The sequence below is a fragment of the Pantoea sp. CS_6 genome, assembly GCF_041954745.1.
Taxonomy (GTDB): Bacteria; Pseudomonadota; Gammaproteobacteria; order Enterobacterales; family Enterobacteriaceae; genus Pantoea; species Pantoea stewartii.
The window spans coordinates 68,589-81,220 of sequence record NZ_JAVAYG010000010.1 but is presented as its reverse complement, the minus strand read 5'-3'; the positions used below and the strand labels follow the sequence as shown (position 1 = coordinate 81,220).

General features: G+C 55.3%; 6 protein-coding genes. All 6 read left to right on the top strand.

Annotated elements, in window-relative coordinates:
• Nucleotides 1-45: 45 nt before the first annotated feature.
• Nucleotides 46-1,155, top strand: a complete 1,110-nt coding sequence (asd, locus tag RAC90_RS15705) for an aspartate-semialdehyde dehydrogenase (RefSeq protein ID WP_033738171.1) — start codon at nucleotides 46-48, stop codon at nucleotides 1,153-1,155.
• 897 nt (nucleotides 1,156-2,052) lie between these two features.
• Nucleotides 2,053-4,236: a 1,4-alpha-glucan branching enzyme gene (gene glgB, locus RAC90_RS15700; RefSeq protein WP_033738170.1), complete on the top strand. Its 2,184-nt coding sequence runs from the start codon at nucleotides 2,053-2,055 to the stop codon at nucleotides 4,234-4,236.
• Nucleotides 4,233-6,212, top strand: coding sequence for a glycogen debranching protein GlgX (gene glgX, locus RAC90_RS15695; RefSeq protein ID WP_375124533.1), 1,980 nt, complete (start codon nucleotides 4,233-4,235; stop codon nucleotides 6,210-6,212). The genes glgB and glgX overlap by 4 nt, the downstream gene beginning before the upstream one ends.
• Before the next feature lie 13 nt (nucleotides 6,213-6,225).
• Entirely contained in the window at nucleotides 6,226-7,518 is a 1,293-nt protein-coding gene (glgC, locus tag RAC90_RS15690) for a glucose-1-phosphate adenylyltransferase (RefSeq protein ID WP_033738167.1), read from the top strand.
• A 63-nt stretch (nucleotides 7,519-7,581) separates the two neighbouring features.
• Nucleotides 7,582-9,015, top strand: a complete 1,434-nt coding sequence (gene glgA, locus RAC90_RS15685; RefSeq protein WP_033738165.1) for a glycogen synthase GlgA — start codon at nucleotides 7,582-7,584, stop codon at nucleotides 9,013-9,015.
• 18 nt (nucleotides 9,016-9,033) lie between these two features.
• Entirely contained in the window at nucleotides 9,034-11,481 is a 2,448-nt protein-coding gene (gene glgP, locus RAC90_RS15680; protein ID WP_033738164.1) for a glycogen phosphorylase, read from the top strand.
• Nucleotides 11,482-12,632: the final 1,151 nt, after the last annotated feature.

Sequence of the window (12,632 nt, the reverse complement as noted above, 5' to 3'; positions counted from 1 at the left end):
TTCGATGAGAAAGTCAGGTGTTTATCACCCTGAAACGGATATGACATGAAGAATGTAGGTTTAGTGGGTTGGCGCGGTATGGTGGGTTCAGTGCTGATGTCCCGCATGAGTGAAGAACGTGATTTTGATGTAATCAATCCGGTCTTTTTCTCCACTTCACAACATGGTGAAGCGGCCCCGACGTTTGCGGGCAAACAGCAGGGAACATTGCAGGACGCCTTTGATATTGACGCGTTGAAGGCGCTGGATATCATCATTACTTGCCAGGGCGGCGACTATACCTCTGAGGTGTATCCGAAATTGCGTGCCAGTGGCTGGAATGGCTACTGGATTGATGCGGCGTCCACGCTGCGCATGAAAGACGATGCCATTATTATCCTGGATCCGGTTAACCATCAGGTTATTCGTCAGGGCATCGACAGCGGCATCAAAACTTTTGTTGGCGGCAACTGTACGGTGAGTCTGATGTTGATGTCACTGGGCGGCCTGTTCGCACATGATTTGGTTGAATGGGTTTCCGTGGCTACGTATCAGGCTGCGTCCGGGGGCGGTGCCCGTCACATGCGCGAGCTGCTCACACAGATGGGCATGCTGCACGATCACGTGGCGACCTCGTTGCAAAATCCTGCCTCTGCCATTCTGGATATCGAACGTAGCGTGACGGATTTCACGCGCTCTGGCACGTTGCCGACGGATAATTTCGGCGTGCCGTTAGCGGGCAGCCTGATTCCGTGGATCGACAAGCAGCTTGATAATGGCCAAAGCCGCGAAGAGTGGAAAGGACAGGCTGAGACTAACAAGATTCTGGCGACCCCGCGCGTCATTCCTGTCGATGGACTTTGCGTCCGTGTCGGTGCGCTGCGCTGTCACAGTCAGGCCTTCACGCTGAAACTTAAAAAGGATCTGCCGCTGGCCGAGATTGAGCAACTGCTGGCGTCCCATAATGAATGGGTAAAAGTCGTGCCTAACGATCGTGAAATCACTATGCGTGAACTGACGCCTGCGGCGGTAACGGGTACGCTGAACACGCCGGTCGGCCGTCTGCGCAAACTGAATATGGGGCCAGAATACCTCTCGGCCTTTACCGTGGGCGATCAGCTACTGTGGGGTGCGGCTGAGCCGTTGCGCCGCATGTTACGTCTGTTGATCGACTAAATCTGAAAGACGAAAAAGACCGGGTTTTTCCGGTCTTTTTTCTACAAATCCCTGCAAACTGTTCTACCGTTACGATCACTAAGTGATCCGCTTCCCCTTTTTGCCTGTCCAGAAATAAATTTTTGCTGATCTGCTCTGTCAACGCTCGCCGCCAAGCTATGATTTAACAAGGGCGTGTAACAGACGGGCTGTTTTAATGTATTCACTAACTGGTTGTTGTGGCTGGTAAAGACAGACTTTTTTCGGTGCAAGCTGGCCGCGTTTTTTTTCAAAAGGCGCGTGGTTCCGGCGTGTGAGCGGAATCCTGTCACACTGTTAACTCACACTCGGCAGTTGTCCGTTTTATGTCATGTTAAAGCGGCCAGGGAAATGTCGCCGTGGCTCACGGCTCCCGGCGCGTAAGACAGGTGGCGAGTCCGGCAGGCCGTTGACCGCCTTTCGTCCATACGGCACGCAGGCATGATGATCGCGCCAAAAAAAGATACTGCATTTGAGTGAAGATTATGAGACATAAATCCGTTATGTATTAATATATTTTACTGTTTTTCATCATTGTGCAAGGGCGCTCACATACCGGCTCCGCGGTTGAAGTCGACGGTATACAGGAAAATCGTCCGAATGGCGCAGGATTGCATCAGGAACCGGACGGTAGGGAAAAGTCAAAATTATCTAATGTCTCGGAGTGCCGGATAGTCGTCTGGTGATACTGCGGGATTGGCATCAAGCAGACAGGCTTAATGCTTACTGGTTGTGATTTAAGGAGGCGCGTGGTGACAAGCGTTTTTTGCTGGCGCCCACGCCGCTGTACTCATGGCTCAATGAAGAGCAGCGCAAGAGATATGCGATAGCGCGTGCATCGTGGTCTTTTAGCCTGCCAACTATCACAGGAAGAAAGTCATGTCAGAGCTACCCGATCGCCAGGCGATCAATGCCCTTTTTGCGGGTAACTATTCCGACCCCTTTTCGTTGCTGGGGATGCATAAAACGGAAAACGGTCTTGAAGTGCGGGCGTTGCTCCCCGAGGCCCTTGAAGTCTGGGTTATCGAAACCTCCACAGGACGTAAGCTTGCTCAACTGAAATGCGATGACGCGCGCGGGTTTTTCAGCGGCGTTATTCCTCGTCGTAAAAATCCCTTTCGCTATCAACTGGCTGTGAACTGGCATGGTCAGCAAAACCTCATCGATGATGCTTACCGCTTTGGTCCTCTGTTGCAGGAGATGGATTTGTGGCTGCTGGCGGAAGGAACTCACCTTCGGCCTTATGAAACCCTGGGCGCGCACGGTGATGTGATTGATGGCGTCATCGGCACGCGTTTCTGCGTCTGGGCTCCTAATGCGCGTCGTGTCTCCGTTGTCGGTGATTTCAACTTTTGGGATGGCCGTCGCCATCCGATGCGTTTGCGCCAGGAAATGGGGGTCTGGGAGCTGTTTGTTCCTGGGGCCATTAACGGGCAGCTCTATAAATTTGAAATCATCGATGCGCAGGGTCAGTTGCGAATCAAAGCCGATCCCTATGCCTTTGAGGCGCAAATGCGGCCACAAACGGCCTCGATGATTTGTGGCCTGCCAGAAAAAGTCGAGATGTCAGAGGCCCGTAAAGCGGCCAATGGCTTCGACAAGCCTGTTTCTATTTACGAAGTTCACCTGGGATCGTGGCGCCGCCATACCGACAACAACTTCTGGCTCAGCTACAAAGAGCTGGCTGAGCAGCTGGTGCCTTACGTGAAAGAGATGGGGTTTACCCATATCGAATTGCTGCCCATCAATGAGCATCCTTTTGACGGCAGTTGGGGCTATCAGCCGCTGGGCATGTATGCGCCCACGCGCCGTTTTGGCACCCGGGATGATTTCCGTCACTTTATCGAGACGGCCCATGCAGCGGGACTCAACGTTCTGCTGGACTGGGTGCCAGGCCATTTCCCCAGCGATGACTTTGGCCTGGCGAAATACGATGGCACAGAACTGTACGAACACAGCGATCCGCGTGAAGGCTACCATCAGGACTGGAACACACTGATTTACAACTTTGGTCGCCGCGAAGTCAGTAACTACCTGTCAGGCAATGCGCTTTACTGGCTGGAACGTTTTGGTATTGATGGTCTGCGCGTGGATGCCGTTGCTTCAATGATCTATCGCGATTACAGCCGCGCCGAGGGCGAATGGATCCCCAATCAATATGGCGGTCGGGAAAATCTCGAAGCGATTAACTTCCTGCGCTACACCAACCGCACGCTGGGGCATGTTGCGCCCGGTACGGTGACGATGGCCGAAGAGTCTACCGATTATCCCGGCGTTTCACGTCCTCCTGAAAGCGGCGGCCTGGGATTCTGGTACAAATGGAATCTGGGCTGGATGCATGACACGCTCGACTACATGAAGCTCGATCCCGTTCATCGCCGTTACCATCACAACCTGATGAGCTTCGGCATCATGTACAACTACAGCGAAAACTTTGTCCTGCCGTTGTCCCACGACGAGGTGGTGCACGGTAAACGCTCTATCCTGGATCGCATGCCCGGCGACGCCTGGCAAAAATTTGCCAACCTCCGCGCCTACTACGGCTGGATGTGGGCGTTCCCGGGTAAAAAACTGCTGTTTATGGGCAACGAATTCGCACAGGGCAAAGAGTGGAACCATGATGTCAGCCTGGACTGGCATTTGCTGGAAGGGGAAGACAACTGGCACCACGGTGTGCAGCGTCTGGTGCGCGATTTGAACCATACCTACCAATATTACACCCCGCTTCATCAGCTTGATTTCGATCCGGCCGGATTCGAGTGGCTGGTGGTGGATGACGCCGAACATTCAGTTTTTGCCTTTGTGCGTCGCGATCGTGAAGGCAATGAAATCATTGTCGTCAGCAACTTTACGCCTGTACCGCGGCCGGGCTATCGCTTTGGCGTCAATCAGGCGGGCAGCTGGCGCGAAGTCATCAATACCGATCAGCATGACTATCACGGCAGCGACGTACGTAATCATCGTGTCCATACCGATCAGCAGGAAAGCCACGGTCGTCCCCAGTCACTGAGCCTGAACTTACCGCCGCTGGCGACGGTATGGTTGGTGCGGGAGGGAGAATGATCGTGCGTGCCGGACATCCCCACCCGCTGGGTGCCAGCTATGACGGGAAGGGCGTAAACTTTACGCTGTTTTCCCATCATGCTGAGCGCGTTGAACTCTGCCTGTTCGACGAGAACGGGCTTGAGCAGCGCGTTGAACTCCCTGCGCGTAGCGGCGATATCTGGCACGGTTATCTCCCGGGCGTCCAGCCCGGACAGCGCTATGGTTACCGGGTTTATGGCCCCTGGGCACCGGAGGCGGGGCATGTTTTCAATCCCGCCAGGCTGCTGGTCGATCCCTGTGCCAAAGCGGTGCTGGGCGACATCCCCGACGATCCGCGTTTCCACTGTGGCTACACGGAACCCGACACACGCGATAACGCGGCGCTGGCACCCAAATCTGTCGTGGTGATGGAGGATTTCGACTGGCAGGGAGATCAGGCTCCGCGCACGCCATGGGGCAGCAGCGTGATTTATGAAGCCCATGTTCGCGGTTTGACCCAGCTGCATCCCGGTATTCCTGAGGCACTGCGTGGCACTTATGCCGCACTGGCGCATCCTGTGATGATCGATTACCTGCTCCAACTGGGCATTACGGCTATCGAGTTACTGCCTGTGGCCCACTTTGCCAGCGAGCCGCGCCTGTTGCGTCTGGGCTTAACCAACTACTGGGGCTATAACCCTTTTGCCCTCTGGGCGATCGATCCTCGTTATGCTTCCGGCCAGGATGGGCTGTCTCCGCTGCAGGAGTTTCAGCAGACGGTGAAGCGCCTGCATGCTGCGGGCATTGAAGTGCTCCTGGACGTGGTGTTTAACCATACGGCAGAACTGGATGAGACCGGGCCGACAATATCCTTTCGCGGCATCGACAATGCCAGCTATTACTGGCTCGACGACCGGGGCGGTTATCACAACTGGACTGGCTGCGGTAACACACTCAATCTGAGCCATCCTCAGGTCATGAACTGGATACTGGAGGCGTTGCGCTACTGGGTGCGCGTCTGCCACGTGGATGGCTTTCGCTTTGATCTGGCACCGGTTCTGGGGCGTGAGCCTGACTACCATCGCGACGCCGCGCTGTTCGAGGCCATGCGCGCCTGCCCGATCCTGTCAACGGTCAAACTGATTGCCGAGCCCTGGGATATTGGCCCCAATGGTTATCAGGTAGGGAATTTCCCCGCACAGTTTGCTGAATGGAACGATCAGTTTCGTGATACGGCCCGCCGGACGTGGCTGCATGGGGATGTGACGATGGGGGATTTTGTCCGCCGGTTTGCCGCCTCAAGCGACCTTTTTCAGCACAATGGCCGCAAGCCCCATGCCAGCCTGAATATGATCACCGCGCATGATGGTTTCACGCTGCGCGATCTGGTGAGCTTCAGTCAAAAACATAATGAAGCCAACGGCGAACAAAACCGTGACGGACACGGTAACAATTACAGCCATAACCATGGTACAGAAGGATTGGTGGTCAGTGCGGATGTGGCCCAGCGCCGCAGGCGCAGCACGGAAGCGCTGCTGACGACGTTGTTGCTTGCTCAGGGCACACCGATGCTGCTGGCCGGGGACGAGCGTGGTCAAACCCAGCACGGCAACAATAATGCCTACTGCCAGGACAACCCACTGACCTGGCTCAAGTGGGACGATGAAGAAAAAGGCCTTGTCGACTTTACCGCATCGCTGATTCACCTGCGTAAGCGCATTCCGGCACTCACTGCGGATAGCTGGTGGCAGAACGAGGACGGCAATGTCGAGTGGCTGGATGACCAGGGTAAACCTGTGGATGAAGGCGGCTGGAAGCAGGGCATGCGCAGGTTGCAAATTCTGCTCTCTGGTTGCTGGTTAATAACAATAAATGCGACAGATACGCAATGTGATATCGCCTTACCAGACGGAGAATGGCACGTCCTTCCTCCTTTTACCGGGGAATGTAACCCCATCCGATTAACTGTCTGGCATGGTCCCGCACACGCTGTGTGTGTGTTCCAAAAGCAATGATAAGGAGTCAGACATGGTTAAATTAGAAAGAGCAGAACATCTTATGCTGGCGCGCCAGCTCCCTACACAAACCATCGCCCTTGTACTCGCTGGAGGACGCGGGACGCGCCTGGTGGATCTGACCGCCAAACGCGCCAAGCCCGCCGTTCATTTTGGCGGCAAATTCCGCATTATCGATTTTGCGCTCTCCAACTGTGTTAACTCCGGCATTCGCCGTATCGGCGTCATTACGCAGTATCAATCTCATACGTTAACCCAACATATTCAGCGTGGTTGGTCTATCTTCAACGAAGAGATGAATGAATTTGTTGATCTGCTTCCGGCTCAGCAGCGGTTTTCCACTGAGCACTGGTATCGCGGCACGGCGGATGCGGTGACCCAGAACCTCGACGTTATCCGGCGTTACAACGCGCAGTATGTGGTTATCCTGGCAGGCGATCACATCTACAAAATGGATTACTCCAGAATGCTGCTGGATCACGTGCTGAACGATGCCCGCTGCACGATCGCGTGTCTGCCGGTGCCCGTCGCAGAGGCGACCGCGTTTGGTGTGATGGCGGTTGACGAAAACAATAAAGTAATCGATTTCGTGGAGAAGCCGCCGAAGCCGCCAACCATGCCGGGCGATGACACAAAATCGCTCGCCAGCATGGGGATTTACGTTTTCGACGCCGAGTATCTCTATGGTTTGCTGGAGGACGATCTGCATCAGGCCGGTTCAAGCCACGATTTCGGCAAAGATATTTTGCCGAAGGTCGTAGAAAGTGGTGAGGGCTACGCCCATTCATTTGCGATCTCTTGTGTGCAAAACGATCACGAGGCTCCGCCTTACTGGCGGGATGTCGGTACGCTGGAGGCTTACTGGCGTGCGAACCTCGATTTGGCCTCGGTCACACCGGAACTGGATATGTACGACAGCAGCTGGCCGATTCGTACCCATATGGAACCCTTACCCCCGGCGAAGTTTGTCCAGGACCGTTCCGGTAGCCATGGTATGACAATGAATTCCCTGGTCTCTGGCGGCTGCATTATTTCGGGCTCGGTGGTCGTGAATTCGGTTATGTTTTCCCGCGTGCGGGTGAACTCATTTTGCAACATTGATTCAACGGTACTGCTGCCTGATGTGGTGGTTGGCCGATCCTGTCGTCTGCGCCGCTGCGTCATTGACCGCGCCTGTGTGTTGCCAGAAGGGATGGTGATTGGTGAAAACCCTGATGAAGACAGCCGCCGCTTTTTCCGTTCAGAAGAAGGCATTGTACTGGTGACCCGCGCCATGCTGGCCAAACTCAGTAGTGCGGGACAATAAACGACAAGCGGCACACAACCCATCGGCACGAGGATCGTGCCTGGTAACTTAATGAGGTCGAGGATGCAGGTTTTACATGTCTGTTCAGAACTTTTCCCGCTGTTGAAAACGGGCGGGCTGGCTGATGTAGTCGGGGCATTACCTCAGGCACAAATTGCGGGTGGAACAGATACGCGAGTGTTACTTCCCGCGTTTCCTGCATTACGTAAAGGAATACCGGATACGCAGTTGGTGGCGGAGTTGCAGACGTTTGCCGGGCCCGTTCGCTTACTGTTTGGGCAGTTTGATGGGGTAGGCATTTACCTAATTGATGCCCCTGATCTCTATGATCGTCCGGGTAGTCCTTATCATGATGAATCGCAGTTTGCCTACGTCGACAACTATTTACGCTTTGCTTTACTGGGGTGGATGGGCTGTGAGTTAGGCTGCGGTCTGGACAGCTACTGGCGGCCCGATATCGTCCACGCACACGACTGGCATGCAGGGCTGACCTGTGCCTATCTTGAAGCGCGTGGACGGCCTGCAAAATCCGTTTTCACCGTGCATAACCTGGCCTATCAGGGACTGTTTTCCGCGCATCATCTGGATCAGATTCAACTGCCACAATCCTTTTTTAATATGTACGGCCTGGAGTTTTTTGGACAGATCTCGTATCTGAAAGCGGGCCTGTTTTACGCAGATCATGTGACGGCCGTAAGCCCAACCTATGCGCATGAAATCACCACGCCCGAATACGGTTACGGCATGGAAACCCTGCTGGCCCAACGGATGCGCGAAGGGCGTTTAAGCGGTGTGTTAAATGGTGTCGATCCGGCAATCTGGGATCCCTCCCATGATCTGCTGCTGAGCTCACGCTATAACCGCGATACGCTGGAAGCCAAAGCGGAAAACAAGCGTCAGCTGCAGGTGGCGATGGGACTGAAGGTGGACGACAAAGCCCCCGTCTTTGCCGTGATCAGCCGCCTGACCCGACAGAAAGGGCTGGATCTGGTACTGGAAGCGCTGCCCGGTTTGCTGGCTCAGGGCGGACAACTGGTGCTGTTAGGGCAAGGTGATGCCGAACTGCAACAGGGTTTTCTGGCCGCTGCGGCGGAACATCCCGGCAGTGTTGGCGTACAGATTGGCTACCACGAAGCGTTTTCGCATCGCATTGTTGGCGGCGCGGATGTCATCATGGTGCCAAGCCGCTTCGAGCCTTGTGGTCTGACACAGCTCTACGGACTGAAATATGGCACCCTGCCATTAGTGCGTCGCACGGGCGGCCTGGCCGATACGGTAAACGACAGTTCGCTGGAAAACCTTGCGGATGGTATTGCCAGTGGATTCAGTTTTGAAGACAGTAATGCCTGGTCTTTATTAAGGGCTATTCGTCGCGCGTTTGTGTTGTGGTCTCGCCCTTCACTGTGGCGTTATGTGCAGCGTCAGGCGATGGGGATGGATTTTAGCTGGCAGGTCGCCGCTCAAGCCTACCGCGATCTTTATCAACGTTTGTTGTAACGGATTGGGAAACTGAAAATGAATACACCATTCACTTACGCTTCACCTACGTTGACGGTTGATGCTTTAAAGCACTCAATTGCATACAAACTGATGTTCACCATTGGTAAAGACCCTTCCATTGCGAATAAACACGAATGGCTGAACGCCGCACTGCTGGCCGTGCGCGATCGTATGGTTGAGCGCTGGCTGCGTTCTAACCGCGCGCAACTTTCTCAGGATGTGCGGCAGGTTTATTACCTGTCGATGGAATTTCTGATGGGGCGCACGTTGGGTAATGCTCTGCTGGCGATGGGGATCTACGACGATCTCAATCTGGCGCTCGACGAAATGGGCCTCGATCTGGCCGAGTTGATGGAAGAAGAGAACGATCCCGGTCTGGGTAACGGTGGCCTGGGTCGCCTCGCGGCCTGCTTCCTGGACTCGCTGGCAACGCTCGGTATGCCGGGCCGCGGCTACGGCATTCGCTACGATTACGGCATGTTCAAACAGAATATTGTGGATGGCGAGCAGAAAGAGTCACCGGATTACTGGCTTGAATACGGCAACCCGTGGGAGTTCCAGCGTTTCAACACCCGTTATAAAGTTCGCTTCGGTGGCCGTGTTCAGCACGAAGGGGCCAAGGTTCGCTGGCTGGAAACCGAAGAGATTCTGGCTATGGCCTACGATCAAATCATCCCCGGCTACGATACGGATTCTACTAACACGTTACGTTTGTGGGGCGCGCAGGCCAGTAACGAAATCAACCTGGGTAAATTCAATCAGGGTGACTATTTTGCGGCTGTGGAAGACAAGAACCATTCAGAAAACGTGTCCCGCGTGCTTTACCCCGACGACTCAACCTATTCCGGTCGGGAACTGCGTTTGCGCCAGGAATATTTCCTCGTGTCGGCTACCGTGCAGGACATTCTGAATCGTCACTGGACGATGCACCGGACCTGGGGCAACCTGGCGGACAAAATTGCCATTCACCTCAATGACACCCATCCGGTGCTGGCGATTCCCGAGCTGATGCGGTTGTTGATTGATGAGCATAAATTTACCTGGGATGATGCGTTCGATGTGTGCTGCCAGGTGTTTTCGTATACCAACCACACCTTGATGAGCGAAGCGCTGGAAACCTGGCCGGTAGATATGATTGGCAAGATCCTGCCGCGCCACCTCAGCATCATTTTTGAAATCAACGACTTTTTCCTTAAAACGATTCAGGAATATTATCCTGACGACTGGGATCTGCTGTCGCGCATTTCTATCATTGATGAGAACGACGGGCGCCGGGTGCGCATGGCCTGGCTGGCCGTGGTCGTCAGTCACAAGGTCAATGGCGTTTCAGAGCTGCACTCGAACCTGATGGTTCAGTCCCTGTTTGCCGATTTCTCCCGCCTGTTCCCCGGCCGTTTCTGCAACAAAACCAATGGCGTTACGCCGCGCCGCTGGCTGGCGCTGGCAAACCCACCTCTGTCTGAATTACTGGATGAGCAGATTGGTCGTAACTGGCGGACAGATTTAAGCCAGCTCAGCGAGCTGAAAGCCTGTATCGATTACCCGGCCTTTATTGAGAAAGTGGCGGATGCCAAGCTGGAAAACAAAAAACGGCTCGCCGTCTGGGTGGCGAAAAACCTCGATGTGGTGATCGATCCTAACGCGTTGTTCGACGTTCAGATCAAGCGTATTCATGAGTATAAGCGCCAGTTACTTAACGTCCTGCACGTGATTACCCGTTACAACCGCATCAAAGCCGATCCCGATGCCGAGTGGGTGCCGCGCGTGAATATTTTTGCGGGTAAAGCGGCTTCGGCGTACTACGTTGCCAAGCACATTATCCATTTGATTAACGATGTGGCGAAGGTGATTAACAATGATCCTCAGGTTAAAAATAAGCTGAAGGTCGTCTTTATCCCTAACTACAGCGTGAGTCTGGCGCAGATTATTATTCCGGCGGCCGATCTCTCTGAGCAAATCTCGACGGCAGGTACCGAAGCCTCGGGCACCAGTAACATGAAATTTGCCCTCAACGGTGCGCTGACCATTGGCACGCTGGACGGTGCCAACGTCGAAATGCTGGAGCATGTGGGCAAAGAAAACTTCTTTATTTTTGGTAATACCACTCCGCAGGTCGAAGCCTTGCGTCAGGCAGGCTACAACCCGCGTAAGTACTATGAAGAAGATGCCGAACTGCACCAGGTGCTGACCCAGCTCGCCTCGGGCGTCTTTAGCCCGCAGGATCCGGGCCGCTACCGTAACCTGTTCGATTTGCTGGTGAACTTTGGCGATCACTACCAGTTGCTGGCGGATTACCGCAGTTATGTGGATACGCAGGATAAGGTCGATGAACTGTATCGTCAGCCAGACGAATGGCAGCGCCGCGCCGCCATGAATATCGCCGGCATGGGCTATTTCTCGTCTGACCGCACGATTCAGGAGTATGCGGATGAGATCTGGAATATTTCGCCGGTGAGGTTGTAGTCTGGCGGTAAAGTTGAGATTGAGGGGGCTGGTGACAGCCCCTTTTTTTATTGGGGCGTTGTTCGTGGGGTGAGGGTTTACGGTTGTGCGCCGGGAGTATTTTGCCCGCGGGGCGGGGGAGATTACGGTCGTACACCGGGAGTTTTCCGCCCGCCAGGCGATGGCAGTTTCAGCCAGTCCGTGCAGGCGGCCGGGTTAAGGGGCTTGCGCCAGCCCCTTAACAATCCCGGCGGCCGTCAGCCGTCGCTGTTCCTTCGTCACTCACTGCGGCCTGACGGACCGTCCGGATGCGCCGTCCCTGGCGCAGCCGTCCTCTGCGCGGCATCCCTGCCGCTCCGCCCTGTCCTCCGTTCTCTCCTCAGCGCGCCGGATGCCGGCAGGAAACCCCTGCCTGTGGGATCGTGTTAATGATTTGGTGTGGTGTTGTCTGAGGTTTTGTCTGTTTGCCCGCGGGGCGGGGGGATATTACGGTCCTGCACCGGGAATTTTCCGCCCGCCAGGCGACAGGGAGTTTCAGCCTGTCCGTGCAGGCGGCCGGGTTAAGGGGCTTGCGCCAGCCCCTTAACAATCCCGGCGGCCGTCAGCCGTCGCTGTGCCTTCGTCACTCACTCCGGCCTGACGGACCGTCCGGATGCGCCGTCCCTGGCGCAGCCGTCCTCTGCGCGGCATCCTGCCGCTCCGTCCTGGCCTCCGTTCCCTCCTCAGCGCGCCGGATGTCGGCAGGAAACCCCTGCCTGTGGGATCGTGTTAATGATTTGGTGTGGTGTTGTCTGAGGTTTTGTCTGTTTGCCCGCGGGGCGGGGGGATATTACGGTCCTGCACCGGGAATTTTCCGCCCGCCAGGCGACAGGGAGTTTCAGCCTGTCCGTGCAGGCGGCCGGGTTAAGGGGCTCGCGCCAGCCCCTTAACAATCCCGGCGGCCGGCAGCAATCGCTGTTCCTTCGTCTCTCACTCCGGCCTGACGGACCGTCCGGATTCGCCCTCCCTGGCGCAGCCGTCCTCTGCGCGGCATCCCTGCCGCGCCGCCCTGGCCTCCGTTCTCTCCTCAGCGCGCCGGATGCCGGCAGAAAACCCCCGCCTGCCAGTCCTGGTTTTTTAAAAAAAGCGGGTATTGTCTGTTTGAATGTGTTCAGTGAGGCTTAAAAAGAGAA

Coding starts and splice junctions, on each gene's coding strand:
- asd (WP_033738171.1), top strand. CDS start 46: ATGAAGAATGTAGGTTTAGTGGGTTGGCGCGGTATGGTGGGTTCAGTG.
- glgB (WP_033738170.1), top strand. CDS start 2,053: ATGTCAGAGCTACCCGATCGCCAGGCGATCAATGCCCTTTTTGCGGGT.
- glgX (WP_375124533.1), top strand. CDS start 4,233: ATGATCGTGCGTGCCGGACATCCCCACCCGCTGGGTGCCAGCTATGAC.
- glgC (WP_033738167.1), top strand. CDS start 6,226: ATGGTTAAATTAGAAAGAGCAGAACATCTTATGCTGGCGCGCCAGCTC.
- glgA (WP_033738165.1), top strand. CDS start 7,582: ATGCAGGTTTTACATGTCTGTTCAGAACTTTTCCCGCTGTTGAAAACG.
- glgP (WP_033738164.1), top strand. CDS start 9,034: ATGAATACACCATTCACTTACGCTTCACCTACGTTGACGGTTGATGCT.